Origin of the sequence: Nocardia sp. NPDC050713 (genome assembly GCF_040654315.1) — a bacterium.
In the GTDB taxonomy this organism is placed as follows: domain Bacteria; phylum Actinomycetota; class Actinomycetes; order Mycobacteriales; family Mycobacteriaceae; genus Nocardia.
The window spans coordinates 28,041-55,005 of record NZ_JBFAHS010000009.1; the positions used below are offsets into that span (position 1 = coordinate 28,041).

The 26,965-nt window shown below is 68.6% G+C and carries 24 protein-coding genes; 11 read left to right on the forward strand and 13 right to left on the reverse strand.

Annotation, left to right across the window (positions count from 1 at the left end):
* Positions 1 to 66: 66 nt before the first annotated feature.
* The 3 genes from AB0H49_RS18075 to AB0H49_RS18085 are packed head-to-tail and all read right to left on the reverse strand — an operon-like array spanning position 67 to position 2,157.
* On the reverse strand, positions 67 to 828 hold the full coding sequence (locus tag AB0H49_RS18075; protein ID WP_357252718.1) for an AIM24 family protein: 762 nt from the start codon (positions 826 to 828) through the stop codon (positions 67 to 69).
* Positions 829 to 830: 2 nt separating this feature from the next.
* A complete protein-coding gene (locus tag AB0H49_RS18080; protein WP_141808141.1) occupies positions 831 to 1,523 on the reverse strand; it encodes an AIM24 family protein in 693 nt (230 codons plus the stop codon).
* A 10-nt stretch (positions 1,524 to 1,533) separates the two neighbouring features.
* Positions 1,534 to 2,157: an AIM24 family protein gene (locus tag AB0H49_RS18085; protein WP_097246425.1), complete on the reverse strand. Its 624-nt coding sequence runs from the start codon at positions 2,155 to 2,157 to the stop codon at positions 1,534 to 1,536.
* 180 nt (positions 2,158 to 2,337) lie between these two features.
* Here AB0H49_RS18085 and AB0H49_RS18090 point away from each other — a divergent pair, with 180 nt between their 5' ends.
* Both AB0H49_RS18090 and AB0H49_RS18095 read left to right on the forward strand, forming a co-directional pair.
* Entirely contained in the window at positions 2,338 to 3,642 is a 1,305-nt protein-coding gene (locus tag AB0H49_RS18090) for a TerD family protein (RefSeq protein ID WP_357252722.1), read from the forward strand.
* A gap of 31 nt (positions 3,643 to 3,673) precedes the next feature.
* Positions 3,674 to 5,260 carry a TerD family protein gene (locus tag AB0H49_RS18095; RefSeq protein WP_357252725.1) on the forward strand — a complete coding sequence of 529 codons (1,587 nt, stop codon included), beginning with the start codon at positions 3,674 to 3,676 and terminating at the stop codon, positions 5,258 to 5,260.
* Positions 5,261 to 5,392: 132 nt separating this feature from the next.
* Here AB0H49_RS18095 and AB0H49_RS18100 read toward each other — a convergent pair whose 3' ends face one another.
* Positions 5,393 to 7,102: a glycosyltransferase 87 family protein gene (locus tag AB0H49_RS18100; protein WP_357253146.1), complete on the reverse strand. Its 1,710-nt coding sequence runs from the start codon at positions 7,100 to 7,102 to the stop codon at positions 5,393 to 5,395.
* 82 nt (positions 7,103 to 7,184) lie between these two features.
* On the opposite strand from AB0H49_RS18100, the gene AB0H49_RS18105 reads away from it, so the two are divergent.
* Complete coding sequence (locus tag AB0H49_RS18105) at positions 7,185 to 7,505, forward strand: hypothetical protein (protein WP_357252728.1); 321 nt, start codon at positions 7,185 to 7,187, stop codon at positions 7,503 to 7,505.
* A 104-nt stretch (positions 7,506 to 7,609) separates the two neighbouring features.
* Here AB0H49_RS18105 and AB0H49_RS18110 read toward each other — a convergent pair whose 3' ends face one another.
* A complete protein-coding gene (locus AB0H49_RS18110; RefSeq protein ID WP_354999007.1) occupies positions 7,610 to 9,796 on the reverse strand; it encodes a transglycosylase domain-containing protein in 2,187 nt (728 codons plus the stop codon).
* An 808-nt stretch (positions 9,797 to 10,604) separates the two neighbouring features.
* Complete coding sequence (locus tag AB0H49_RS18115; protein WP_162272772.1) at positions 10,605 to 11,024, reverse strand: DUF5318 domain-containing protein; 420 nt, start codon at positions 11,022 to 11,024, stop codon at positions 10,605 to 10,607.
* Positions 11,025 to 11,172: 148 nt separating this feature from the next.
* On the opposite strand from AB0H49_RS18115, the gene AB0H49_RS18120 reads away from it, so the two are divergent.
* The 6 genes from AB0H49_RS18120 (at position 11,173) to AB0H49_RS18145 (ending at position 17,186) form a co-directional block, all read left to right on the forward strand.
* Positions 11,173 to 12,249: a DUF1707 domain-containing protein gene (locus AB0H49_RS18120; RefSeq protein WP_357252731.1), complete on the forward strand. Its 1,077-nt coding sequence runs from the start codon at positions 11,173 to 11,175 to the stop codon at positions 12,247 to 12,249.
* Positions 12,246 to 13,034, forward strand: a complete 789-nt coding sequence (locus AB0H49_RS18125) for a DUF1707 domain-containing protein (RefSeq protein WP_354998411.1) — start codon at positions 12,246 to 12,248, stop codon at positions 13,032 to 13,034. The genes AB0H49_RS18120 and AB0H49_RS18125 overlap by 4 nt, the downstream gene beginning before the upstream one ends.
* A gap of 114 nt (positions 13,035 to 13,148) precedes the next feature.
* Positions 13,149 to 13,706: a PadR family transcriptional regulator gene (locus AB0H49_RS18130; RefSeq protein ID WP_067786837.1), complete on the forward strand. Its 558-nt coding sequence runs from the start codon at positions 13,149 to 13,151 to the stop codon at positions 13,704 to 13,706.
* The gene (locus AB0H49_RS18135) at positions 13,699 to 14,799 is read left to right on the forward strand and encodes an inositol-3-phosphate synthase (protein WP_354998412.1); all 1,101 of its coding nucleotides are present in this window, start codon (positions 13,699 to 13,701) and stop codon (positions 14,797 to 14,799) included. Before AB0H49_RS18130 ends, AB0H49_RS18135 begins: the two co-directional genes overlap by 8 nt.
* Positions 14,800 to 14,978: 179 nt before the next feature.
* Entirely contained in the window at positions 14,979 to 15,920 is a 942-nt protein-coding gene (gene sigJ / locus AB0H49_RS18140) for an RNA polymerase sigma factor SigJ (protein WP_357252735.1), read from the forward strand.
* Between the two features lie 81 nt (positions 15,921 to 16,001).
* Positions 16,002 to 17,186 carry an FAD-dependent oxidoreductase gene (locus AB0H49_RS18145; protein ID WP_357252738.1) on the forward strand — a complete coding sequence of 395 codons (1,185 nt, stop codon included), beginning with the start codon at positions 16,002 to 16,004 and terminating at the stop codon, positions 17,184 to 17,186.
* Between the two features lie 120 nt (positions 17,187 to 17,306).
* Here AB0H49_RS18145 and AB0H49_RS18150 read toward each other — a convergent pair whose 3' ends face one another.
* On the reverse strand, positions 17,307 to 17,972 hold the full coding sequence (locus AB0H49_RS18150) for a TetR/AcrR family transcriptional regulator (protein WP_357252741.1): 666 nt from the start codon (positions 17,970 to 17,972) through the stop codon (positions 17,307 to 17,309).
* A 56-nt stretch (positions 17,973 to 18,028) separates the two neighbouring features.
* On the opposite strand from AB0H49_RS18150, the gene AB0H49_RS18155 reads away from it, so the two are divergent.
* Positions 18,029 to 18,547 (forward strand): DUF3237 domain-containing protein, encoded by a 519-nt coding sequence (locus tag AB0H49_RS18155; protein WP_357252744.1) that lies wholly within the window; start codon positions 18,029 to 18,031, stop codon positions 18,545 to 18,547.
* Between the two features lie 99 nt (positions 18,548 to 18,646).
* Here the strand turns inward: AB0H49_RS18155 and AB0H49_RS18160 are convergent, their stop codons facing one another.
* The 6 genes from AB0H49_RS18160 to AB0H49_RS18185 all read right to left on the reverse strand — a co-directional run bounded on the left by AB0H49_RS18160 (position 18,647) and on the right by AB0H49_RS18185 (position 25,753).
* Positions 18,647 to 19,072: a GyrI-like domain-containing protein gene (locus tag AB0H49_RS18160; protein WP_067786841.1), complete on the reverse strand. Its 426-nt coding sequence runs from the start codon at positions 19,070 to 19,072 to the stop codon at positions 18,647 to 18,649.
* Between the two features lie 9 nt (positions 19,073 to 19,081).
* Positions 19,082 to 19,663 carry a GyrI-like domain-containing protein gene (locus tag AB0H49_RS18165; RefSeq protein ID WP_354998417.1) on the reverse strand — a complete coding sequence of 194 codons (582 nt, stop codon included), beginning with the start codon at positions 19,661 to 19,663 and terminating at the stop codon, positions 19,082 to 19,084.
* Between the two features lie 176 nt (positions 19,664 to 19,839).
* Positions 19,840 to 22,122, reverse strand: a complete 2,283-nt coding sequence (locus AB0H49_RS18170; RefSeq protein WP_357252748.1) for a transglycosylase domain-containing protein — start codon at positions 22,120 to 22,122, stop codon at positions 19,840 to 19,842.
* Positions 22,123 to 22,457: 335 nt separating this feature from the next.
* Positions 22,458 to 23,327: a carbohydrate ABC transporter permease gene (locus AB0H49_RS18175; protein WP_354999008.1), complete on the reverse strand. Its 870-nt coding sequence runs from the start codon at positions 23,325 to 23,327 to the stop codon at positions 22,458 to 22,460.
* A gap of 44 nt (positions 23,328 to 23,371) precedes the next feature.
* Positions 23,372 to 24,328 carry a sugar ABC transporter permease gene (locus AB0H49_RS18180; protein ID WP_357253150.1) on the reverse strand — a complete coding sequence of 319 codons (957 nt, stop codon included), beginning with the start codon at positions 24,326 to 24,328 and terminating at the stop codon, positions 23,372 to 23,374.
* A gap of 123 nt (positions 24,329 to 24,451) precedes the next feature.
* Entirely contained in the window at positions 24,452 to 25,753 is a 1,302-nt protein-coding gene (locus AB0H49_RS18185) for an ABC transporter substrate-binding protein (protein ID WP_357252750.1), read from the reverse strand.
* Between the two features lie 358 nt (positions 25,754 to 26,111).
* Here AB0H49_RS18185 and AB0H49_RS18190 point away from each other — a divergent pair, with 358 nt between their 5' ends.
* On the forward strand, positions 26,112 to 26,957 hold the full coding sequence (locus AB0H49_RS18190) for a DUF2786 domain-containing protein (RefSeq protein ID WP_357252753.1): 846 nt from the start codon (positions 26,112 to 26,114) through the stop codon (positions 26,955 to 26,957).
* Positions 26,958 to 26,965: the final 8 nt, after the last annotated feature.

Sequence of the window (26,965 nt, forward strand, 5' to 3'; positions counted from 1 at the left end):
GGGCTGGATGCCGGGTTTCGTCCGGCTGTGTGCGGACCGGCGCGGAAGTCGCGCCGGTCCGCGAACTCAGTACTGCTGCTGGCCCGCGAGTTGCTGGGCGATCACACTCTGCAGGCGTTGCAGGCCGCCGACGGTGACGCCGCTTTGCAGCTGGCCCTCGATGGTGCGCACGAGCACCGAGTCGCTCATGACCTTCTCGCTGGACTGGATGAGTACCGTCCCCGCGCCGGTGAAGTCGAATTGCCGTTCCTCACCGGAGTTCACGCCGAAGCGCGCCGCGCCCGCCGCCAGGAAGCTGGAGACCCACTGGTGGTCGTAGTGGTGGCTGGGGGAGGGGCAGTCGGCCCAGCCGACCAGCGATTCCGGGTCGACCCGCAGCGGCGGTTCGGCGAAGATCACCGGGCCGTTGGAGGAGGCGAGGAACTTGCCGGTGCCGATCAGGGTGAGGAAGCCGGGCACGATCGACTGCTTCAGCGCGAGACCCGGCTCGAAGGCGAGCAGGTTGGCCGCGCGGATGGTGAGATTGCCGTCGTCGAGATCGAAGGAATTGATGTCGTAGCCGCGGTCGCCGATGATCAGCTTGCCGTGGCCCTCGGCGACGACGTAGTCGTTGGTGAACAGCGGCGCCGAGAACTGCTGCGACACCATGTGCATCAGCCCGCCGTGCAGGCCGTGGGTGAGCAGCTGGAAGTTCATCTGGCCGTAGTAGGCGATCATCGCGCCCTTGCGCATGAACCACGGCTTGTCGAGGTCGATGCAGTAGGCGTAGCTGTTGCCCGGGATGTTGTCGCTCTCGCCGAGCGTCATCGGGTTCAGGATCTGGGCCATGGTCACAACTTCTCTTCGGAGGCCTGCACGTAGACGACACCCTGTCCGACGCAATGCAATTGCATCGCCTCGCCGGAGCCGCGCCCGACCGCGTCACGCCAGCTCAGCGCGGTCTTCAGTTCGGTCTGCACATTGCCGTACGCGGCGACGAACGCCTGCGGGTCGACCACGATCGGATTCGGCCCGCCCACTTGCAGTTCCAGGAATCCGCCGTGCGCGAGCAGCACCGCCGCACCGTGCCCGGACAGCTGGGTGGTGAACATGCCCTGCCCGGTCAGCGCACCGGAGGCCGCGCCGCGTAGCGCGCCCATCAGCCCGCCGCCGCCACCGCCGCCGGAACTCGCCACCGAGACGATCGAACTCTGCAGGCCAGCGGTATTGGCAAGCAGCCGTGAGGCTTCCACCCGCAGCGACGCGCCGGGCTGCATCTGCACGACGTGCACCTCGAGCCCCGCGAAGCCGTAGTGCACCTGGCCGTTGCCCTGCGCGAGCATGGTGCGCTCGTGCTCGCCCGCCATCATGCGACCCGCCATGCCCATCAGCCCGCCGCCGCCCATGCCCTGCGCGCCCGGAATCTGGTGCGGCGCAAAGGAAACGTCGCCGCTGTAGTACAGCATCGCGCCGCTGCGCGCGACGACGCCGCCCGCCATGCCGACGTCGACCTTGACGACCTTGCCGTTGACTTTCTCGAACATCCCCGGCCCCTTACCGTTCCGCGGGCTGGATCAACACGACGCCCTGGCCTTCCCAGCGCAGCGAGAACGCCTCGCCCGCATCCTGACCGACCATGGTCCGCCACGAGACATCGGTGACGAAGGACTGGTTCAGATTGCCCTGCGCGGCGACGAACGCGTCCGGATCGACCACCAGCGGATACTGCGGCGACACCTCGAGGTGGATCAGCGGGCCGCCCGCGGAGAGCAGCGCGACCTGTCCCTGGCCGGTGACGGTGGTGGTGAACAGCCCCGCCCCGGTGGACGCGCCGCGCAAGCCCGCGAAACGCACGTCGGTGCGCAGATTCCCGGCGAACGCGAGCAGTTGCTGCGATTCCACCTGCAACGTCTCACCGTTCAGGTTCACCACCGACACGTGCTGGCCGTTCACCGCGAAGAAGACCCTGCCGTTACCGCCGCATTCCATCAGCGACAGCTTCTCGCCGGTGGCGCGCCGCTTGAGTCCGGCGAGCACGCCGTCGCCTCCGCCGAATCCGGCGGCCTTGAACTGCACGTTTCCTTCGTAGGCGATCATCGACCCGGCGATCGCGCGGACACTCGTTCCGGCGAGATGGGCCTCGACCACCTTCTTCGACTGTTCGAAAAGTTGTGCCATCTGGGAGTTTGCCCTGCTGTCTCAGTTCGGGAACGTGGGTCGTCGTCGCGTTCCGCTGCCAGCGGTCACTGTAACGGACACACAGGGTTCGCAACGCCCCGCGCGGCGTTTACTTCGGCGGTGGCCGGGCCGTTTCTCGTAGAGTGGCAAACGTACGCACCGACAAGCGAAGGGTCGACCTTGTCCGCAACACTCGCCAAGGGCCAGAACGGCCCGCTGGCCACCAACGATGTGGTGATCTCCGTCCAGCTGTCGGCACCGGCGGACCTGTCCGCACTGCTGGTGACCGAGCGGGGCAAGGTCCGCTCGGACGCGGACTTCGTCTTCTTCAACCAGCCCAATGGCCCCGGCGTCAACCTGCAGCCCGCGCCCGCGGGACAGCCCGCCTCGCTCGCCGTGTCGCTGAACGCGGTGCCCGCCGAGATCGAGCAGATCCGCGCGGTGATCACCCTCGACGACGCCTCCAGCAATTTCGGCAGGACCGCGCCGCCGATCGCCATCGTCTCCGACGCCGGCGGTAATCCGTTGTACGAGTACCGGATCGACGGGCTCGACACCGAGTCCATCGTGATCGCGCTGGAGCTGTACCGCCGCCAGGGCTCCTGGAAGGTGCGCGCCGTCGGCCAGGGCTACGCGGGTGGTTTCGCGGCGCTGGTCACCGATCACGGCGTGTCCGTCGACGAGTCGCCCGCGGCCCAGCAGGCCCCGCAGCAGGCGCCGCCGACGCACTACCCGCAGCAGACGGCCCCGGCCCAGCAGTCGCCGCAGTACGCCGCCACCGGCGGCTCGTACCCGCCGCCCGGATCCGGGTACGCGCCCCCGACCGGTGGTGGCTACCCGCCGCCGCCCGGACCGGCCACCGCACCGCAGCAGGCCGCGCAGCCGACGGGCGAGGTGAGCCTGAGCAAGGACCGCCCGGTCAGCCTGCAGAAGGGTCAGCGCGTCACGCTGCGCAAGGAGGGCGGCCAGGCGCTGACCTTCGTGAAGATGGGTCTGGGCTGGGATCCGGTGCAAACCCGCGGCATGTTCGGCAACCGGACCGTCGACATCGACCTGGACGCCTCGGTGATCATGTTCGCCGACGGAAACCCGGCCGACTACGCCTACTACGGTCAGCTCTCTTCCAAGGACGGCTCGGTGCGCCACCAGGGCGACAACCTGACCGGCGAGGGCGAGGGCGACGACGAGGTCATCCTGGTCGACCTGACCAGGATCCCGGCGCACATCACCTCGCTGGTGTTCATCGTGACCTCCTACAAGGGCCACACCTTCGAGCAGGTGCGCAACGCGTTCACCCGTCTCGTCGACGGCTCCAACAACGCCGAGCTCGCCAGGTACACCATGGCGGGCGGCATGGCGTTCACCGCGATGGCGATGGCGAAGGTGTTCCGGGTCGGCGGCGACTGGAAGATGCAGGCGCTCGGCGAGGGCTTCCAGGCCAAACATCCCGGCGAGGCGATTCCCCAGCTCGGCCGTTTCCTCTGAGGCAGGCTTGCCGGAGGTACACGCGAAGAGCATGGCGGACAACGTGATTCAACTGAAGGCGGGTCAGAACATCCCGCTGAACGGTCAGGTGCTTCGGTTCAGTGCGAAAGCCGGTGCGGCGCTGGATGTTTCCGCGCTGGTGGTGGCGGAGAACCTGCGCGTGTTCGACGCGTCGGACTTCGTCTTCTACAACCAGCCGAACACCGGCGGCGTCGCGCTGGACGGCGACGAGGTGAGCATCACCCTGGCCGAGGTGCGCGCCGACGCCAAGGCGGTGCTGCTGGTGGTCAGCGCCGACCCCGCGGCGCCTGGCGGCGGCGAACTCGGGCCGGTGACCGCGTCTCTCTCCGAGAACGGCACGGTCACCGCGGAATTCGCGATCGCGCCCGCGGCGGGGGAGGCGGCGTTGATCTGCCTCGAGGTCTACCGGCGCGGGGACGCGTGGAAGGTGCGCGCCGTCGGCCAGGGCTACGCGGGCGGGCTGCCGGTGCTGCTGCCAGCGCACGGCGTCGAGGTGTCCGGTGGACCGGATGCCGCGGCGCACGCCCCGCATCCCGCGAGTGACCGGGACGCCATCGCCGGGCCGCAGCAGGCCCAGCATCCGACCGGTGGTCCCGGGCTGGAGGTGTCGCACGGTCTGGAACGGCTGTGGATGATCTTCGAGGACGCGGCCCGCTCGGCCGCCGCGCTCATCTCGGCACGGGACTACGCGGCGAAACGGCTGGACGAGGAACTCTCGGCCGCGGTCTCCGATCCCGCGACCAGGAACACCCCCGTCGCCGAGGCCAAGCGCCAGGAGGCACAACGCCGCAGCGACGAACTCGTCGCGGTCGCCGAGGGCAATCATCGGCGCGACAGCGAGCATCTGATGCGCGAGCTCGCCGAGGCCGACCGGCTGCTGCCGCCCGCGCTGGCCTCTTGGTCGTCACCGGCCTGGGAGGGCCGCGCGAAGCCGAGCGACGGCATCCGGCTGGGTGAGCTGTACGCGATCGAACGCGGGTCGCTGCGCATCCCGTACTGCGTGCCGGTGCCGCTGACCAGGCCGCTGTGGATCGACACCGAGCATTCGGCGGCGGTCGTTCCGGTGGTCGGCGCACTGCTGGCCCGGCTCCTCGCGTCCGACCCCGGCAGGCGCACCCGCATCGACGCCATCGACCTGACCGGGGCGTTCACCGGACTGCTCGCGCCGCTCGGAGCGGTGCTGAACGGTCCGCCGATCACCGACCACGGCGATATCTCGGCGCGGCTGCAAGCCCTTGTCGACGCCGCCGAGCTGGCCGAAATGGCTTACGACAGCGGCGCTTTCACACCGCCCGCCGAGCATCGGGTGCTGCTCGCGGCCGACTTCCCGCACGGATACCAGGCCTCCGACGCCCAGCGCATCACGGCGCTGACCCTGCGTGGCGATCTGATCGGGCTGTCCATCGTGATCGTCGGCAGCGACGAGTCCGAATCACCGGACGGCACCGTGGCGGCGCTGTCGCAGGCCTGCCGTCACCTGCCGACTGTGGAGGACACCCCGCTGTTCGATCCGTGGACCGGGAGCGCCTGGCAGTTGGAGTTGGATCTGTTGCCAAGCGATCCGCAGCGGGCGGCAAAGCTTTTGCGTTCGGAGTAGCTACCGATCGAGGTGACCGTCAGCCATTACCGGCCGCCTTCGGTCGAATACCGCATGGGCGCAATCCGACTGAAGGTGACCGTGAGCTATTCGGACCGACCATAGGTCACCTTCGGTCGACGATCGCGCGGCTCAGCCGGTGCGGGACGGAGTCGCCTTGGGGCGCAACAATTCCGGCAACCACGGCAGCAGCGGATCGGCGCTGCGGTCGATGACGCCGCCCGCCGGGTCGTCCACGAAATCGCGGCGGACCAGGTCCTCGCCCGGCCGGTAGATCTGCCAGACGATCAGTGCGCAGAGCCCGAGCACCGCGAGGTCGCGCAGGACGACGGTGCCGGTGAACCACTGCTCGGGCAGACCCTTGCGATCGAGTCCGAGGTAGTAGAACATGCGCGGCGCCCAGACGAGCGCGTCGATCGTCATCCAGGCCAACAGGATTCGGCGGTGCGGCAGCGCGAGCACGGCGAGCGGCACCAGCCACAGCGAATACTGCGGGCTCCACACCTTGTTGGTGAGCAGGAACGCCGCGACCACGAGGAAGCAGAGCTGGGCCAGGCGCGGGCGGCGCGGCGCGGTCAGCGCGATATACGCGATCGCGGCGCAGGCGACCACGAAGAGCAGCAGCGAGACCGCGTTCAGCACGGTCGGCGCCTCGCCGTGGTTCAGTTCGCCGTCGAATCCGGTCCAGCCGGTGAACGAGGTGATCACGTTGTAGATGGAGTCGGGGTCGGCGTGTCTGGTGGTGTTGAGCCGGAAGAACTCGCGCCAGCCGTTCGGATACAGCACAGCGATCGGCAGATTCACCGCCAGCCAGGTGCCCGCCGCGGCCACCACCGCGACGATCGCCGCGCCGAGCGGACGGAAGCTGAGGAACTGGATGCGGTACGGGGTTTCGCGCACCCAGGTGAGCGCCGCGCGCCAACCGTCGATATCGCGCATCCGCAGCCCGAGCCGCGTGCTCGGCACCCGGTGCATCGGATCCACCCGCAGGCACAGCACCACGATCGGGCCGAGCAGCAGCAGCGGATAGAGCTTCGCCGCGCCGCCGAGCCCGAGCAGCACACCGGCGAGGACGGGCCTGCGCCGCGCCCAGGCCAGCAGGCCGGTGGCGGCGAACGCGGTCGCGAGGGCGTCGAAGTTGGTGAACGCGTGCACGATCACCAGCGGCGAGCACGCGACGAGCGCCGCGTCCCAGATCCGGCGTCCGGCGAGCAGCGCCGAGGCCCACACGGTGACCAGCCAGCCGAGGGCCAGGCCGAACGCGACGACATTGAAGTAGATGACCACCTGCAGCGCGCGGGGCAGCGGCAGCGCGTCCCAGGTCTTGGCGATCTGCATGGACACGTATTGGTACAGACCCGAAAGCACCGGGTATTCCATGTACCGCGTCTCGCGCCCGCCGTCGGGTGTCTTCTCGACCCAGGCTTTCTTGTACGGGAACGCGCCCTCGTCGAGGCGTTCGGCGCCGTACAGCGGCACCGTGTCCGAGTAGCACATCGCCACGTACTGGCGGCCGTTGTTCCAGTCCAGCGTCAGCGTGCCGTCACCGGCGTCCGTCTGCTGGATGCAGCCCGCCTTGGTGGCCCAGCCGAGCGCCAGGAAGATCACAGTGCAAGCGAAGACGACCCGCATCGGTGTCCAGAAGCGGACCCGGCCGATCAGCGCGTGATCGCCCACCGGCCCGCCGACGACGGTGCTCAGCTGCGCGGCGAGGGAATCGTTGCGGCTCGGGCGATCCCGCGCGTCGGCCGAGCGTAGGTCCGGTGCGAGCGGCGCGGGCGCCACGTAGTGTGTCCCGCCACCAGAGCCCCCGCTGGAGCGCGCGGCCTCTCCCGTCCGCACGTCCACCACTTGCTGATCGGTCACGGAACCCGAGCCTAGTAGGTCCGCCTGAGCCGACGTACGGCCCCGACGTGACAGGAGTGTGGGCGACTGGCAGCACTCGGTCGATGGAACCGGCGCACACGGCTGCCGTTGGGGCTATATGTTCAAGAAATTGCTGACGGTGCTCGCCATAGCGAGCGCTGCGGTCTTCGGACTCGCGGGGAACGCATCAGCCGGGTACGCGTCGTATGCGGAGTGTCTGACATGGGCAGGCGTCCGCGACAGGTGCGTCAAGGTCGGCGAGGGCGACTGGGTCGTCCTCGAGGGCTACCGTTCGTACTCCGAGTGCCTGACCTGGGCCGGCGTGCACGACCGCTGCTATCAGGACCCGAACGGATTCTGGTACATCACCCGCGTCTGATCCCGTCGGGTGCCAGGCCGCTTCAGGCCGACGACGGCGCGGCCAGTCGCGTGCACTGGACAAACAGCGAGGCCGCCCGGGATTCTCCCGGGCGGCCTCGGCTGTTATCGACTGCGCGTCGGCTGCGGGCTGTTCGACCCTTCTTCGTCGCCGCTGTCGCCCGCTCCACCGCCGCCGTTTCCGGTTCCGCCCGGACGCGGCGAGCCGGTCTGCGTCGGTGAGCCACCGCCGGTCGGGGCGACCGGCTGGCCGGGCAGCGGGCCCGGATCCTGCTCACGCTGCTGCGGACGTTGCTGCGTCTGCGGGTTGGGCTGCACGCCGGGGACCGGGATGGTGATGCCCGGCAGGATCTCCACCTGGGTCGGCGCGATCACCACCGGCGGCACCGGCGCGTCGACGGTCGACGGCGGGGTGTACGGCGCGGTCCACTCCGGGACACCCGCCTGGCCCTTGATCGGCGCGGGCTTCGGGAAGGTCTCGACCGGTGTGCCCTGCAGGGCGCCGTCCATGGTCGCCTTCCAGATGTCCGACGGCAGGCTGGAGCCGTAGATCATGGCGCCGGCGTAGTTGCGCAGCGGCGAGTTGTCCACGCTGCCGACCCAGACCGCGGTGGACAGCGACGGTGTGTAGCCGACCATCCAGGTGTCCTTGTTCTCGCCGGTGTCGAGCAGCTGCGCGGTACCGGTCTTGGCCGCCGACTCGCGGCCGCCCGCCAGGTTGTGGTTGCGCGAGTACTGCGCGATCGGCTTCATCGCCGCGGTCACGTTGTCGGCGACGGCGGCCGAGACGCGCTGTTCGCCCGCGACGTCACCGCGATCGAGCAGCACCTGGCCGTCGGCGGTCACCACCCGCTGCACGAAGTGCGGCTGGTGGTACACGCCGGACGCGGCGAGCGTGGCGTAAGCGGAGGCCATGTCGAGCGGCCGGGCCTGGTACTGGCCGAGCACGATGCCGTTGTTCGGGCCGGAACCATCCGGCTCGGACAGGGTCTTGCCGACGCCGGGCAGTTCCTCCGGAATACCGAGCTTGTGACCCATGTCCGCGATCTTCTGCGGACCGTTGCCCATGTCCAGCTGCATCCGATAGAAGCTGGTGTTCAGCGAACGCTTCAGCGACTCGGCGATGGTGCACATGCCGCAGGACTCGCCCTCCACGTTGGTGATCTTGATGCCGTTCACCGTCAGCGGCGAGCTGTCGTACATCTGCGAGAGCGGGATGCCCTGTTCGAGGTTCGCGGCCAAGCCGACCACCTTGAACGAGGAACCGGTCTGCAGCGGCGCGTTGGCGAAGTCGTAGCCCTGGCCGTCGGTGCCGCCGTAGTAAGCGCGCACCGCGCCGGTGCGCGGGTCGATCGACACCACCGCGGTCCGCAGCTGCTCGGGCTCGCCCTGCATCTTGCTCGTCGCGGCGTCGACCGCGGCCTGCTGCGCCTTCGGATCGATGGTCGTGGTGATCTGCAGACCCGCGGTGTTGAGCTGCTGCTCGCTGATGCCCGCCTCCGAGAGCTCCTCGAGCACCCGGGTCTTGATCAGGCCCTCGGGACCGGAATCCAGCGTCTTGTCCTGGGTCTGCGCGACGGGGGTCACCTGCGGGTACTGCATGCCCTGCCGGTCGGCGGGCTTCAGGTTGCCGCCGTCGACCATGCCGTCGAGCACGTAGTTCCAGCGCGTCTTGGCGCCCTCCGGGTTCTTCTCCGGATCGAGCAGCGACGGCAGCTGAATGGTGGCGGCGAGCACCGCGCCCTCGGCGACGGTCAGATCCTGGACCGGCTTGCCGAAGTAGGCCTTGGACGCCGCGTCGATGCCGTACGCGCCGCGACCGAAGTAGATGGTGTTCAGGTAGGCGGCGAGGATCTCGTCCTTGCTCCACTGCCGCGCCATCTTCGCCGAGATGACCAGCTCGTGCATCTTTCGGGTGAGCGAGCGTTCGTCACCGACCAGCGCGTTCTTCACGTACTGCTGGGTGATCGTCGAACCACCGCCCGCGCTCTCCTTGCCCATGACGTTGTCGCGGGCCGCGCGCACGAAGCCGGAGATCGAGAAGCCGGGGTTGGTGTAGAAATCCCGGTCCTCGGCCGCGATGACCGCGTTGCGCACGTGCGGCGGGATCTGCTCGATGGTCACGTCGGTGCGGTTGCCCTGCGGCGGAACCACCTTGCTCAGCACCGTGCTGCCGTCGCTGGCGTAGATCATCGCGACCTGGTTGGTCTTCAGGTCGCCGGGCTGCGGCACCGACACCGTGCTGTAGGCGACGAGGAAGACGGCGCTCGGCACCACGATGGCCAGGGCCATGCACACGTAGAGGGTCCGGCGGATCAGCTTCCATGGAATCCGCTTCGCACCGGGTCGCTTGCCCGCCCCGCCGGAACCACCGTCACCGCCGCCGTTGCGACGCGGCGGCGGGCCCGAGGGCGGCTGACCCGACTGGGCGCGGCGCTCCCCGGTGACGGGACCGTTCGGACGACGATCGCGGTCGATCGCGGGCCGCTGGCCGGTGTTCGGCCGCGCGCCGCCCGCGGGACGGACGGCGGCGCTCGGACCGGACCGCCGGTCGCGCTCGGCGACCGCCTCGCTCAGCGAGCTGGGTCGCGGCGCGCCCTGCGGATTCTGGCCGGGCCGCTGAATGCGCTGGGTCGCGCCCGCGGCGCCGCCGGGCGGCTGCGGACGACCCTCCGGCGGACGACCCTCCGGCGGACGACCCTGCGGGGGACGACCTTGTGGAGGACGGCCCTGGGGCGGCGGGCCGGGACGGTGCGGCGGCTGCGGACCGCGCGCGCCACCGTTGGGTCCACCCTGTGGACCGCCGGGACGCGGGCCGCCCTGCGGGCCACCCGGGCGCGGACCGCCGGGGGGCGGTAGCGGACGGAAACCGGGCGGCGGCGCTTGGCGCTGGCCTGGTGACGGGTTCGGAGCCGGTTGTGAACTTCGCTGAGTACGGCCGCCGTGCGGTTCATCGCCGTAGGGGGAAGTCTCGTAAGGCGAATTCACTGACAAGATCTCCATAACTCGTATCGGTCAGGCTGGCTCGGTGCGGTCACGGGCACCGCAGCGGACACGTGTGGGCTCCGCATGTCACCCAACGGGCAGATGACCAGGCACATCACTCGGCGGCGGTACGTCGGTTCGCTCGGGTACCCGTACGGCGACGCGTAGGCGCCGGGGCGTTGCCGAGCACGTAGGACTGCACCAGATGATTCCAGCTGCAGCTGCGGCATACCTCGACGACATGAACCGAGAACTCCTCGCGAGTCTCGGCGAGGCGCGTGAGCTCCTCGGGTGTGCGAGCCGAACCAGCCACCGGTCCTAGGCCGTCGCCGTAGACCCAGGATACGAGGGTGAGCTGTTCTTTCCGGCAGATAGGGCACGTGACCTCGCTCCCCCGACCGTGGAACTTCGCCGCACGCAGGAGATAGGGATTTGCATCACACACCTCGGCGACATCGACCCGGCCCGCATAGACGTCAGCCAGCAGCGACCGGCGCCGGAGCGCGTAGTCGACCACCTGCCGCTGAATTCGCACGCCAACCAGAGTAGCGGGGCGCGGGCGCGAGCGCCTCGGTCCACCGGGCTTATCTAGGCCGCGCGGGGCATTGGTTCGGGCGGCGCACCGGCCTTCGTCGATAGGGATTTCGCCGGTGGCGAGGGTCGGGGCCGTCTACGATTCGGTGGTGTCCACCGGGAATGACGGGCGCATGCGAGCGCGAGACATCGATCGAGTCCATGCGTGCGGGGTGTTGGACGCGGCCTATGCGGAGGGGCAGCTCGGGGGTGAGGAGTATCGCGAGCGAACGGCCAAGGCATCCGCGGCGAAAACACTCGGTGAGCTGGCGCGTTTGACGTCCGATCTCCAGGTCCCGGCGGCCGCGCGAGATCTGACGCCACGCGGCGTGTCACGGAAACCGTTGCGACGTGGTCGATCCCGTGCGGGTTACGCCGGTCACACCCGGGCGCGAAATGTCGATCGCGCCAACACCGTTCGGGCGCTGGACAGCGCACTCGGCGACGGGCAGCTCAGCGCCGAGGAACACGAGGCGGCGACCGAACTCGCCTCGGAGGCGAAAACGCTCGCTGAGTTGGCGGAATTGGTCGCGGATCTGCAGCGCGCCGCCGCGCCGTCGCCCACCCCACCGCGGTCGCGCCGTCGGCTCTTGTTCCGCGTCGCCGTAGGTGTCACGGCGGTGCTCGGCGTGTGGGCGGGTTACGTCGCCGCGGGACGCGACGATGCCGGGGTGACGGCAACGTCTCGCCAGACGCTCGATCCGAATCCGGTGCAGCCCTTGGTGCTGCCGACGCCCGAACTCGACACGGTCGCGGGCATGACGCTGTTCCGCGACCGGTATCGCGAGAAGTTCGGCGACACCATCGTCGACGAACTCGCGCTGCACCAGAATTTCGCCTCGGTGCAGCGGGTCGCGCCGGAGGGCCCGCGGTGGTCCGTCGACTGGGACTACTGGGGCGGATTCGAGCGGCGGCACGACACCGTCACGACGCGCGATCCCGACACCCGGACGGTGGACCTGGCCGTTCTCGATGTCGCGGCGATCGGCAAGGTGCTCGCCGACGCGCCCAGGTTGACCAAGGTGCCCGACGGCGTCGTCGACTCGATCGACGTCTCCGCCGACGATTCCGGCACGGCGCCGGGTCGGCCGCTGGTCGAGATTCGAGTGAAGAACGAGCGCGGCCAGTACGGTCGCGTCGTGCTCACGCCCGCGGGCGAAGTGCTGAAGGTCTGGGAGGTCCGATGAACCGGGGCGGGATGGCGTCGAACACCGCTCGGCTGCGGGCCCGCGACACCGATCGCGCCGATGTGTGCGGTCTGCTCGACGCGGCACTCGCCGACGGCCAGCTCACCGAGCAGGAGCACACCGCCCGCACCAAGGCGGCGATGAAGGCGCAGTCGTTCGGCGAGCTGGACAAGCTGATCGCCGACCTGCAGATCCCCGGCGACCTGGTCGACGCGCCGGTCGTGCGTGGCGGACGCCGCCGCGGGTGGTGGTTGCCCGCGGCGATCTTGCTCGCGGCCGCGCTGTTCGGCGCGCTCGTCGGCTGCGTCGGCCGCGGCGGGGCCGATCGCGTCGCCGCCGATCCGCTGCCGGACCTGACCACCGGCCCCGGCCTGGCCTACTTCATCGATCGGTACCGCGCCGAGTTCGGCGACACGGTCGTCGACGATCTCACCGTGTATCCGCGGTACGCGATCTTCTATCGCAACGTGAACAACAGGTCCCAGTACTTCCACTTCGACGGCGATTTCGACGCGTCGAGCAGTTCGCAGGCGCGCAAGCTCGACACTCCGACCGTCGACCTCGCCACCATCGACCTGCCGGTCGTCTCCCGGCTGCTCGCGGGGGCCCCGCAGTCGTTGCTGCTGCCTGGCAGTCCCATCTCGCACGTGAGCATCGAGCGCGAAGCCGAGAAGAACGCCCAGCCGCGCTTGCAGATCTTCGTCCGCAACGAGGTCGACGAGAGCGGCTTCATGACCGTGCTGTTCGACGGCGAACCGTTGGAAGTCCGCCCGCCCGGTCGCTGACCTGCGCACACACCGCATGTATCGCCCATCGCTGTGCCCAGTTATATCGGCGCGATATACTCGGAAGTCGCATCCATTGGTTAGGTCTGCACAACAGTCAGGGGGTGACGCCCGATGCTCGAGCTGGCAATTCTCGGGCTGCTCCTCGAAGCGCCCATGCACGGTTACGAGCTGCGCAAGCGGCTGACGGGTCTGCTCGGGCCGTTTCGTGCCTTCTCCTACGGGTCGCTCTATCCGACGCTGCGGCGCATGCAGGCGGACGGGCTGATCGCGGAGGAGAACGTCGCGGGCGTCACCATGCGCCGCGCGCGACGGGTCTATCAGCTGACCCCGGCGGGGCGGGAGCGTTTCACCGAGCTCCTCGCCGACACCGGACCGCAGAACTACACCGACGACGGCTTCGGCGTCCACCTGGCGTTCTTCAGTCGCACTCCCGCGGAAGCGCGGATGCGAATCCTGGAGGGCAGGCGCCGGCAGGTCGAGGAGCGCCGAGAGGGATTGCGGGAAGCGATCAAACGGGCCAGCGGGTCGCTGGATCGCTACACCCGCCAGCTCCACCAACTCGGTCTGGAATCAAGCGAGCGCGAAGTGCGCTGGCTCAACGAGTTGATTGCGGCGGAGCAATCAACGAAGGCGGCACCACAGAAAGAGGGAACCATCGGCCATGAGTGACATCAATACGGCTGAGAACGCCACCGAAGTTCGCGTGGCCATCGTGGGCGTGGGCAACTGCGCCTCCTCCTTGGTCCAGGGCGTGCAGTACTACAAGGACGCGGACGAGACCTCGACCGTGCCCGGTCTGATGCACGTCAAGTTCGGCCGGTACCACGTCCGCGACGTCAAGTTCGTCGCCGCGTTCGACGTGGACGCCAAGAAGGTCGGCTTCGACCTTGCCGAGGCGATCTTCGCCAGCGAGAACAACACCATCAAGATCTCCGACGTGCCCCCGACCGACGTGGTCGTGCAGCGCGGCCCGACGCTCGACGGCATCGGCAAGTACTACGCGCAGACCATCGAGCTCTCCGAGGCCGAGCCGGTCGACGTGGTGCAGGCCCTGAAGGACGCGAAGGTCGACGTCCTGGTGTCCTACCTGCCGGTGGGCTCGGAAGAAGCGGACAAGTTCTACGCCCAGTGCGCCATCGACGCGGGCGTCGCCTTCGTCAACGCGCTCCCGGTGTTCATCGCCTCCGACCCCGTGTGGGCGCAGAAGTTCGTGGACGCGGGCGTCCCGATCGTCGGCGACGACATCAAGAGCCAGGTCGGCGCGACCATCACCCACCGCGTGATGGCCAAGCTGTTCGAGGACCGCGGCGTGCAGCTCGACCGCACCATGCAGCTCAACGTCGGCGGCAACATGGACTTCAAGAACATGCTCGAGCGCGAGCGCCTGGAGTCCAAGAAGATCTCCAAGACGCAGGCCGTCACCAGCAACCTGAAGAAGGAACTGGGCGCCAACGACGTGCACATCGGCCCGTCCGACCACGTCGGCTGGCTCGACGACCGCAAGTGGGCCTACGTGCGCCTCGAGGGTCGCGCCTTCGGCGACGTGCCGCTGAACCTGGAGTACAAGCTCGAGGTGTGGGACTCGCCCAACTCCGCGGGCATCATCATCGACGCGGTGCGCGCGGCCAAGATCGCCAAGGACCGCGGCATCGGCGGACCTGTCATCCCGGCCTCGGCCTACCTGATGAAGTCCCCGCCGAAGCAGCTCGCGGACGACGTCGCCCGCGCCCAGCTGGAAGCGTTCATCATCGACGCGGAGTAAGCCCTCTCGTCGACGCGGGAAGCCGGTCGGAGAACCACTCTCCGACCGGCTTCGCCGTTTCCGGGATCCGTTGTGTCGCAGTCGAACTCCGCAGGGAGGTCGCATAGTTCGTGCCCGGATTCGAAGGTCCGGCCGGGCGCGGGTGGACGTGCCCGGTACGCATGGCCGACGATGGCGGCATGTTGCTCACGCGCGAGGCCGATCTGTTCGAAGGCTCCAGGGCCCGCCTGGAAGCGATTGCCTATCGCCTGCTCGGCTCGGCCAGTGATGCCGAGGACGCGGTGCAGGAGACGTACCTGCGCTGGCAGGCCGCCGACCGCGAGTACGTGGAGACGCCCGAGGCGTGGCTGACCAAGGTGCTCACCAATCTCTGCCTCAACCAGCTCAGCTCGGCCCGCGCCCGCCGGGAAACCTATGTGGGGCAATGGCTTCCGGAGCCGGTGCTGGCGGGCGGCTCGATGCTTGGTCCGGCCGACACCGTGGAGCAGCGGGAATCGGTATCGATCGCCATGCTCACGCTCATGGAGCGGCTCACCGCCAAGGAGCGCGTGGTGTACGTGCTGCGCGAGGCCTTCGGCTACCCGCACCAAGAGATCGCCGATTTGCTCGACATCACCGAAGCCAACTGCCAGCAGGTCTACCGCCGCGCCAAACAGCACCTTTCGATGGAGCGGTCGCGCATCGAGGTCGACGAGGCCGCCGCTCGACGGATCGTCGAGGAATTCCTGGCCGCAGCGGTCAGTGGACAGACCGAGACGCTGGTGGCACTGCTCACCGACGATGCCTCCATCCTCGGCGACGGCGGCGGATTCATCGCGACGCTGAGCCGGCCGCTTCTCGGCGCGGAGCGCATCGCGCGGTTCGTGCGTCTCGCGATCAAGCCCTCGAACGGTACGTGGGACAAGCTCGGCGGCAAGCCCGAGATGTTCGCGGCCATCGCCAATGGGATGCCCGCGCTGGTGCTGGTGTCGGAGGATCGGGTCGTCGGCATCGTGGTCCTGCACGTCACCGTCGACGGCATCGCCGCCGTGCACGCCCACGTCAACCCCGACAAGCTGGCACATGCCAACCGCCAGTGGGCCGCCTACGCGCCGGGAGCGCCCCTGCCCGAATTGTGGTGACCTACATCACAGTCGGTAGTTGTCAGCATTCGTAGCCCTGTCCGGTTCAGGTATCGAACCCACCGAGACAGGAGCAAAACCATGAAGCACCGCATCGTCGTCCTCGGAGCCGGGTACGCCGGAGCCATCACCGCCGGCCGCCTGGCCAAGCGACTACACCGCGACGACATCGAGATCACCCTGGTCAATGCCGATCCCGATTTCGTCGAACGGATCCGCCTGCACCAGCTCGCCGCCGGTCAGGACCTGCCGGTCCGCCCGCTGCGGAAGGTGTTCGCGGGCACCGGTGTTCAGGTGCGAATCGCGTGGGTCGATTCGGTCGACGCGGATCGCAAGACCGTCGGGCTGATCGGCGAGAACGGCGCCGAGACGCTGCCCTACGACACCCTGGTCTACGCCCTGGGCAGCACCATCGCCGATTTCGGCGTGCCCGGCGTCGCCGAGCACGCTCACAATGTGGCGAGCAAGCCGGCCGCACTGCGGTTGCGGGAGCGCCTGAACGAGTTGGTGGCGGGCGAGACCGTGCTGATCGTGGGCGGCGGCCTGACCAGCATCGAGGCCGCGACCGAGATCGCCGAAGCGCGCCCGGATCTGAAGGTCGCCGTGGCGGCGCGCGGCGGCGTCGGTGACTGGCTCGACGAGAAGGCGCAGACCCACCTGCGCGCCTCTTTCGAGCGTTTCGGCATCACCGTGCACGAACACGCCGACGTCACCCGCGTCACCGGGGACGGCGTGGTCACCAGATCGGGTGCGGAGATTCCGGCCCGGATGACCGTCTGGACAGCGGGTTTCGCCGCGCACCCGATCGCGGCCGCCAGCACGCTCACCGTCTCCGAGGCCGGGCGCATCGTCGTCGACGCCACCCTGCGCTCGGTCTCGCACCCGGACGTCTACGCCGTCGGCGATGCCGCGCACGCCGCCGGAGTGGGCGGCAAGACGCTGCGCATGGGCTGCGCCACCGCCTCCCCGATGGCCTGGCTGGGCGCCGATGCCATTGCCGCCCGGCTGACCGGACGTGCGGTCCCGGACGCCCCGATCGGTTACAACAGCCAGTGCATCAGCCTCGGCCGCCACGATGCCATCGTGCAGAAGGTGACCAAGGAGGATCAGCCGACCTCGAAGGTCGACGTCGGCCGCAAGGGCGCGCGCGTGAAGGAGCTGATCTGCAAGGGCGCCGCGTGGAGCGTCAACCACCCGACCCTGATGGTGCCGAGCCGGCGTCGCCGCCTGGTCGTGACCGCCACGGCTCAGGACGCGACGGTCTGAGCACGCGGGTGCGGACTGCACAGGTCCGCTTCGGCCTCAGGGAAGCCGGTCGGAGACCAACTCTGCGACCGGCTTCGCCGTTTCCGGGAGCCATTGTGCCGCAGTCGAATTCCGTGATATTCAGCGTGGGGGCGCGAGGAATCCTTCGACTACCCGGCGCACCTTGTGCGCGGCGTCCGCGTCGCCGAGGCGCATCGCCGTGTTCGCGGCGCACAGCACCGCGTCGATCTGGAAGGCGGCGAAATCGGCGTCGAGCTCGGCGATCTCGCCCGCGTCCGCTGCGATGCGCAACTCGCTCGCGAGTAGATCGACCCACGCCGTCTGATCGCGCACGAGCGCGTCCCGGACCGGGCCCGGCCTGCTGTCGAAATCGGCGATGTTGGCCGCTCGGAAACAGCCACCGGGGAAGAGCGGTGCCGTGGCGTAATCGATCCAGTGTTCGATCAGCGCGCGCAGTCGCGCCGTACCGTGCGCCGCGCCGCGGGCCGGTCGCACGACCGCGTCGACGAATTGCTCTCGCGCGCTGTCGATCGCGGCGAGTTGCAGGTTCTCCTTGGTGCCGAACAGCGTCTGGACACCGCTTTTACTGAGCCCTAGATCGGTGGCGAGCCTGCCGAGGCTGAGTCCGTTGAGCCCTTCGAGGGAGGCGACGTCGACGGCATGGCGCGCGATCGTGCGTCTGGTCTGCGCGCCGCGCAGAAGGCGTTGATCGGTGATCACCGGCTCCGGTCGTTCCGGCGAACGGAAGTCGCCGCGTGCGCTGTGCTGCTGCTCGAGTTCGCTCATCGTCTTCATCATGCCATGTCTTGTTTAAACATACGATAGGTCGTACGTTTAAATTCATGACTACTCGCACAGGTGATGACATGAGGTCGGACGCGCGCTTGAAGGCCGTCGACGAGATCTCGACAACGCACCTCTTCGACATGGCGGTCGATTTGGCCCCACGGCTGACCATCGGTGACGGCCCGTTCGGCAAGCGCGTCTATTTCGGCGCGGCGGGCGGGTCGTTCTCGGGCCCCGAGCTACGCGGGGAGGTGCTGCCCGGCGGCGGTGACTGGGCGTTGTTCCGTTCCGACGGAGGGATGTCGCTGGATGTCCGGCTGACACTCCGCACGGATGACGGCGCTCTGGTGCACATGACCTACGGAGGTCGCTGGATCGTCCCGGCCGAACTGCGCGCGGACATCGCCGACCCGGTCAAGAGTCGTCAGGTCGACCCTGCCGAGTACTACTGGCGCACGGCCCCCATGTTCGAGACCGGCGCGAAGGAGTACGCCTGGTTGAACGACATAGTCTGCGTCGGCTCGGGATACCTGATCGAGGGTGGGGTCGCGTACCAGGTCTCGCGGGTGCTGTGAGGTGCGGCCGACACGGTGAGAGGTGTCGGCTGGACTACGCGAGCGGCGTGCCCCGACCCGATCGAGACGGGCCGCGGACACGCCGCGTCGAAGCCGGACTCAGTCCAGCGATACGTAGACCTCGACCGAGGTCGGGCCGGTGTAGCGCTCGATCTCGGCGGTGTGGGAGCGGGTGATGATGCCCGCGCTCTCGGCCTTGGCGACCTGCGCCCACGCGGTGCGCAGCAGGTCGTAGGGCTTGTCGGAGACGACGAACTTCGCGTAGCGGCCGTGCGGGATGCGGGTCACGACGTCGCCTTGGTCCAAATCGTCCAGCGAGGCGACCTCGTAGCCGAGGACGGCGACGGCGTGGTCGTTCTGGCCGATGTAGGCCGCGACGCGCGGTACGTTCTTCTCCCTGGCGAGGTAGCGGTCCCAGGTGAAATTCACCAGGTCCAGGTCGCGGGCGGCCACCTCACGGCCGGCCAGCGGGATGGTCAGTCCGGCGACCAAGCCTTCATCCAAGGTGACGATCTCGAAATCCACTGCTTTGTCCTACCCGTCGCTCGGTTCGTCGGCCAGCGCCACGAAGACTTCGGCGGTGCGGTCGTCGGGATAGTGCTCCCAATCGCCGGAATAGGAGCGCACGAGTCGGCCCGCCGCCTCGGCATCCCATACCGCCCGCCAAATGCTGACGATCGTATCGCCGAGATCGTCGCCGCTCGCGATGAAACGGGCGAAGCGACCGGCGGGCACCCTGGCCAGCACATCGCCGGGCAGCAGGTCGTCGAGGCTGCGGCAGCGGTAGCCCACGATGTGGGTCAGATACGAATTGATCTCCGGCGCGTGGTCGACATAGGCGGTGGTCGGGGGCCCGGGTAGGCGGCGCGAGAGGATGCGTTTCCACGCTTCCTCCACCTTCGCGCGGCGTGGCCCCTCGACCGCGAGCGCCGGGCTGCGAAGTACTGTGCCCGCCACCAGCGTCTCGGGACGGTCAACGACATTGAAATCCACCGGCGTAGCCCCTATGTCTAGTCTGTTTTCAATTGGCGGCGCTTCCGGGCCCCTGTAGTTGGTCCGCAGGCTACCGCCTTTCGGCCGGTCGCTCGCGCCGCTGCCGTCGTCGCTCGAGCGCATATCCTTCCGCATCGTCGCCGTGGGACGGGCGTCGCCCCATGTTCACCTCGGCGCCGCTCGGTCGCGCTCTCACTCTGGCAAAACGATGCTGCCATGTCATGCGTTCCCCGGAGGCACGCTAGGTCACAAGATCGACTCGAGATGGGTTCGGTCACAGTTATTTGGCCGGAGGCGGGTCAGCCGGGCACCGGAACGCTCAGTCCGGGGAAGATCTCGACCTGCCGCGGCTCCGGTGGCGCGGGCGGGATGACGATCGACGGCTCCTGCGGTTGTTGTTGCGGCTGAGCGGGATTCGGGTTCAGGATGTCGTAGGGATTGCCCGAGGGCTGCTGCTGGTTCCCACCCGCCGGACCGCCCGCGGGTGCGATCGGGAACTGCTCGATCGGCGTGCCCGCGAGCGCCTCGTCCATCATCTGCTTCCAGATGTCGGCGGGCAGACCCGAACCGTAGATGTCGGCGCCGCGCGCGGTGTGAATCGGCTGCGACTGCTCGCTGCCGATCCACACCGCGGTGGACAGCGAGGGCGTGAATCCGATCATCCAGGCGTCTTTGTTCTGGTCGGACTGGCCCAACTGGGTCGTGCCGGTCTTCGCGGCCGACGGTCGATTGCCCGCCAGCGCGTGCCCGTTGGAATAGGCGGCGATCGGCATCATCGCGGCGATGGTGTTCTCCGCGATGGTCGGCTTTATCCGCTGCTCCCCAGCTGGCAGCTGCTCGCCGACCTGCTGCTCGGGCGCGCCGCGATCGAGCAGCACCCGCCCGTCACCGGTCTCCACCCGCTGCACGAAGTAGGGCTGGTGGTACATGCCCGAGGCCGCGATGGTCGCGTAGGCCGAGGCCATGTCGATCGGGCGCACCAGATATTGCCCGAGCACGATGCCGTTGAGCGGAGGGCCGCCGTCCTCGGTGAGGGTCTTGCCCGCCACGCCGGGGATCTCCTCCGGGATGCCCGCCTGGTGCGCGGCGTCGGCGATCGACTGCGGCCCGCCGAGCATCGACATGGTCAGCCGGTAGAAGCTGGTGTTCAGCGAACGCTTCAGCGATTCGGCCATGCTGCACTTGCCGCAGGATTCGCCGTCGACGTTGGTGATCCTGGTGCCGCGATCGGTCACCGGCGAGCTGTCCAGCACGCGGGTGAGCGGGATGCTCTGCTGCTGCGCGGCGATGACGGCGAAGACCTTGAACGCCGACCCCGTCTGCAGCGGCGCCTGCGCGAAGTCGTAGCCGATGCCATCCTCGCCGCCGTAGTAGGCGCGCACCGCGCCGGACCGCGGATCGATCGAGACCACCGCGGCGCGCAAGTGCGGCGGCTGCGGGCCGAGCCGGTCGTGCACGGCGGTGAGCGCGGCCTGCTGGGCCTTGGCGTCGATGGTGGTGGTGATCCGCAGTGCGCCGGTGTTGAGCTCGCGCTCGCTGATGCCGGACGCGCGCAGTTCGCGAAGCACCTGGGTGCGGATCAAGCCCTCGGGGCCGCGGGCGGCGTTGGCGTCGGGGATATCGGTGATCGGCAGGATCGTCGGGAAGACGGTGGCGTCCCGGTGGCCCGGCGCGAGCACGCCCATCTCGACCATGCCGTCGACCACGTACTGCCAGCGCGCCTTCAATTCCGGCAGGTGCGTCTCCGGATCCAGGATCGACGGCGTGCGGATGAGGGCGGCCAGCACCGCGCCCTCGGCGAGCGTCAGCTGCGCGGGCTGCTTGCCGAAATACGCCCTCGACGCCGCGGCGATGCCGTAGGAGCCGCGCCCGTAGTAGATGGTGTTGAGGTAGGCGGCGAGGATGTCGTCCTTGCTCCACTGCCGCGCCATCTTGGCCGCGATGATCAGCTCGCGCATCTTGCGGGTGAGGGTGCGTTCCGAGCCGAGGAAGGCGTTCTTCACGTACTGCTGGGTGATGGTCGAGCCGCCGCCCGCGTCCTCCTTGCCCAACAGGTTGTCCCGGCCCGCGCGCAGGAAGCCCGACGTCGAATAGCCGGGGTTGGTGTAGAAATCGCGATCCTCCGCGGAGAGCACCGCGTCGCGCACCGGTTCGGGCACCTCGGAGAGCGGCACCGGACTCCGATTGCCGTCCGGCGGAACCACTTTGGCGATCACCGTGCTGCCGTCCGAGGCCAGGATGGTGGCGATCTGGTTGGTCTGCACCGCGGCCGGATCGGGGATCTCGGCGCTCCAGTACACCAGCACGAACAGCAGCGAGGGTACCGCGACGAACAGGACGAACAGGGCGAGCGCGAGCCGACGGAGACGTTCGGCGCGGCTGCGCGGCGGCCGGTCGGGATCCGTCGCCGGCGTCGGTTTGGCGGTGGGCCGGGATGGTTTGGGCGCCAGCGCTTTCCGCTCGCGGGGCGGCGGTGTTCTACGCCGTTCCCGGAAGCCCGCGATGGAGGCGTGTGCCGCCTGCGATGGTTTGCCCCCGGCACCGCGCTTGCCGCGTCGCTTGCCGAACGAGCTCACGATCATCTCCTCCCGGAGCGTCGGTCGAACCCACCTGCACTGACAACGATCGCCGAACCGAACTATGACCGGACTTTACCCCGCCCACGCGGTTCGATGCCGCACACAGTCCACAGCATTCCGCTTCTTAGACAAAGTAACCCGAATTCCACAGGCCATCCCGCGGCCCGCGAACCCCCGCGCCAAAGACTCAGCTCTCGACGCCGCCCCATTTTCAAGCGGCTGAACCTGCCAACCCAACGAAACAATCCAGCCCCACCAGCCCCGTCGGGAGCGAGCCTGACGAGCGACCGTTCGAGACATGAAGGCCGCGAACACGCGCGCGCCAGCGCGCCAACAACTCAGCTCTTGACGCCGCCCGCGGTCAGACCCGAGATGATGCGGCGCTGGAACAGCAGCACCATGATCACCAGCGGAATCGTGACGATCGTGCCCGCCGCCATGATCGCGGCGTAGGGCTGCACGAGCGGGTTGTTGCCGGAGAAGCGGGCGATCGCGACGGTCACCGGCTCGGTCTGGTCGCTGGAGAGCAGCCGGGCGAGCAGGTACTCGTTCACCGCGGCGATGAAAGCCAGGATGGCGGTGGTGAACACGGCGGGCGCGGCCAGCGGCAGCATGACGAGGCGGAACGCCTGCATCTTGCTCGCGCCGTCGATGCGGGCCGCCTCTTCCAATTCCCACGGCAGTTCGGTGAAGAACGAGGCGAGGATGTAGACGGTCATCGGCAGCACGAACGAGATGTTCGGGATGATCATCGCCTGGTATTCGCCGATCCAGCCCAGGTTGGTGAACAGCTGGAACAGCGGCGTCACCAGCACGACCACCGGGAACATCGAGGCGCTGAGGATCAGCCCGGCCACCACGTACTTGCCGCGGAAGGTCAGCCTGGCCAACGCGTACGCGGCGAAGATGCCGATCACCAGCGCGATCGCCGTGGTGCACGCGCCGATGATCACGCTGTTGATCAGCGCCTTGCCGAAGTCGTTGCCGCGGCTGGTGTCGAACGCGTTGCGGAAGTTCTCCAGCGTGACGTGCGTCGGCCACGGCGTGTTGTCGAACTGGTAGACCGGATCGCGGAATGCGGTGACGGCCATCCAGTAGAACGGACCGAGCCCCCACACCAGCACGACGAGCACGCCGAGGTAGATGCGCGCCGATCCGAGCCGCTTGGTCCACGGTGCGCGCCGGACGGTGGTCGGTTCGGTCGCCATCGGCGCGCCTCCTGTCTCGCGGGTGCGCACCTGATCACTCGTCGTCATGCGCGCACCTTCCCCTCGCGCTGGGCCTCCTGAGTGCGAACGGCGTTGGCGCCGAGGATCTTCACCAGCACGAAGGCCACCGCGAAGATCAGCAGGAAGGTGATGGTGGACAGGGCGGCCGCGCTGTTCGGACCCTGGCGCACCTGGTCGACGACCAGGATCGAGACCGTGCGGGTCGACGGGTTGCCCAGCGTCATGATGGCGGGCAGGTCGAACATGCGCAGCGCGTCCATGGTGCGGAACAGGATCGCCACCAGCAGTGCGGGTTTGAGCAGCGGCAGGGTGATCTGGGTGAACCGCTGCCAGGCCGAGGCGCCGTCGACCTTGGCCGCCTCGTACAGGTCGTTCGGGATCACCTGCAGACCGGCGAGCAGCAGCAGCGCCATGAACGGCGTCGTCTTCCACACGTCGGCGGCGATCACCGCGAACCGCGCGGCCCACGGATCCGAGGTCCACAGGATGTGCGTGCCGAGCACCCGGTTCACCACGCCGTCGTACTGGAACATGAACTCCCACAACCGCGCAGTGACCGCGGTCGGGATCGCCCAGGGGATCAGCACCGCCGCGCGCAGCAGCGCCCGGCCCTTGAAGCTCTTGCCCATGACGATCGCCATGGCGAGACCGATCGCGGCCTCCAGCGCCACCGTGATCACGGTGAAGAACAGCGTGACGCCGATGGCCATCCAGAACTGCGAACCCAGATTGCCGGTGGGGCAGGCGATGGTCTCGCCGGTCGGCAGGCTGCACTGCTGCAGCAGCCAGTGCGTGTAGTTCGAGAATCCGGCGTTGCCGCCTTCCACGAACATGCCCGTGCTCGGGTCGAGCCCGGAGTCCTTCTGGAAGGACATGTACAGCGCGCGGAACACCGGATAGCCGATGACCACCGCCAGCGCGACCAGCACCGGCGCGACGAACACCCAGGCTTTGCCGGAACGGCGCAGCTCCCAGGCCAGGCTCGCACCGAAACCGCGTTTGCGCGGAAGGAATTCGTCGCTCGGCACGCGTGTGGCCGCTCCCGAAGGATCCGACACCGTTATCTCTCTCCTACGGGTAGGTCGGGTCCGTTGCGCAATCGATTACGATCCCGCGGTCTCGATGCCCTTTTGCATCCCCACGATCGCGTCGTCGACGGACTTGTTTCCGGTCAGGGCAGCATAGGCGTTGTCCTGGATGGCCTTGGACACCGCCGGGTAGAACGGGGTTACCGGGCGCGGCACCGCGCTGGCGATCGATTCCTTGAGCGCGGGCAGGTACGGCATCTTGGCGATCAGCGCCGGGTCGTCGTACATCGAGGCGCGCACCGAGGGCAGAGCGCCCGAGGCGATGATGTGCTGAGCGTCCTCGCTGATCAGGAAGCGCAGGAAGTCGAGCGCGGTGGCCTTGTTCTTGGAGAAGGCGCTGATGGCCGCGTTGTAGCCGCCGAGCGTCGAGGCGCCGACCCCGTTCTCGCCGGGCAGCGGCGCGACCGCGAACTTGTCCTTGACCAGCGAGGATTCGGCGCCCGCGTCACCGAAGGTGGACGGCCACGCGCGCAGGAACATCAGCTTGCCCTGAGTGAAGGCGTTGGCCGATTCCGGCTCCTTGAAGGTGATGGCCTCTTTCGGGATGTCGCCGTTGTTGTAGGCGGTGACCAGGGTGTTCAGACCGGCGCGCGCCTGCGGGCTGTCCACCGTCGGCGTCTTGCCGTCCGCGCCGACGAAGGTGCCGCCGAAACCGTTGATCACCTCGGAGGTGTTCACCGTCAGGCCCTCGTAGGGCGCGAACTGTCCGGCGTAGCAGCCGATGTTGTTGTCGCGGGCGATCTGGCACTGGCCGAGCATCTCGCCCCAGGTCTTCGGCGGGTTCGGGACCAGGTCCTTGCGGTAGAACAGCAGACCGCCGTTGGTGTTGCGCGGCGCGGCGTACAGCGTGTTGTTGTAGGTGGCGCTGGCGACCGGCGGGGAGAGCAGCGTCGAGGTGTCGATGGCGAAGGAGTCCTTCAGCGGCTGGATCCAGCCCTTGGCGGCGAACTCCGCGGTCCACGGCACGTCGAGGGCGACCACGTCGTAGTTGGACTGCTTGGAGCGCATGTGCTCGACCAGGTCGTCGTACTGCTGCGAGGCGTCGTTCGACTGCTCCTTGAACGTCACCTGCTCGTCGGGATGCGAGGCGTTCCAGCGCTCGATGAGCTGCTTGACCACACCGGTCTCGGTGGTGTCCTTGCCCTCGACGTAGGTGATCGGGCCGCGGCCGGTGAGGTTCTGGCTCGTCGGGTTGCCGCCACTGTCGCTGGAGCACGCGCTGGTGAAGGTCGCCGTCAGCAGCGCCACCGAGGCGGCCGCCAGCGCAGCCCTCGATACGAGCGACGAACGTAGGGACGACACCTTCTTCAAAGCCATCGCGAACACTCCATGGGTACGACGTGAGCAGCAGCACACCCTGCCGGTTGCACAACGGAAGATACATGGTGTTCACCCGCCACGCCCGAAGAGCGGTCCAGATGCGCAGGTCTTGGAGGATGTCGGGGCGGTGCTGTGCGGCTGTGCGTGGCCGCCGTGTCCGGCTGCGCGGTTCGGAAGATGCCGAGCTCACGTTCGCGTTGCGGAGACAGCCCGCGGGCGAGCGTGGCTGGTCCGCCGGGCGGCCGAACGGTGCGGGGCGGGCGGCGGGCGCCGGCGAGGCGGGGAGCGGCTGGCCCGTGTGCAGGGGTGGGCGGCGGGCGGACGGTGTCGGCGTTCGCGGTTACTCTGGCTGCCGATGACTTCGCCGAATGCGGTTCCCGATCGGATGCTCACACGCATCGGCGGTCTGCTGCGCAAGGCCGAGGCCACCGACAACGAGCACGAGGCGGAGGCGTTCCTCGCCGCGGCGCAGCGGCTGGCCACCCGTTCCTCGATCGATCTCGCGGTGGCGCGGGCGCACATAGCCGGGCGCGAGCGCAGGCCGACGCCGGTGCAGCGGGTCATCCCGATCGGCGAGCCGGGTAAGAAAGGGCTGCGCACCTACGTGCAGCTGTTCGTCGCGATCGCGCACGCCAATGACGTGCGCTGCGATGTTGCCCGCACCTCCACCCAGGTCTACGCCTACGGCTTCGACACCGACATCGACACCTGCGAGGCGCTCTACGCCAGCCTGCTCGTCCAGATGGTGCGCGCGTCCGACTACTACATAAAAACGGGGCAGTACCGTTCGGCGACCGTCGAGAAGGTCGTCAGCGAAAAGCGCTGGGGCCGCACGGTACAGCGCCGCGTCCAAGCCCCGGCGGCGCCGGTGACCGCCCGGCTGAACTTCCAGATGGCCTTCGCCGCGCGCATCGGCCGCCGGCTCGCCGAGGTGAAATCGGAAGTGGAAGCCGAAGCGGTGGCGCCGGAAACCGCAGCCGCCGGAACCGCGCTCGCCCTGCGCGACAAAGAACTCGAACTCGCCGACTTCTACACCAGCACCTCGGAGGCTCGCGGAACGTGGCGCGGTCCGCAGGCGTCGGCCGGGCACTCGGCAGCCGCCCGGCGCGCTGGTGATCGCGCTGGCCAGGCGGCGCGGTTGGGGACGTCGACGGAATTGGGTGGGGTGCGTGGGCAGTTGTCCTCGGGCGCGGGAGGGTGATTCGTCCG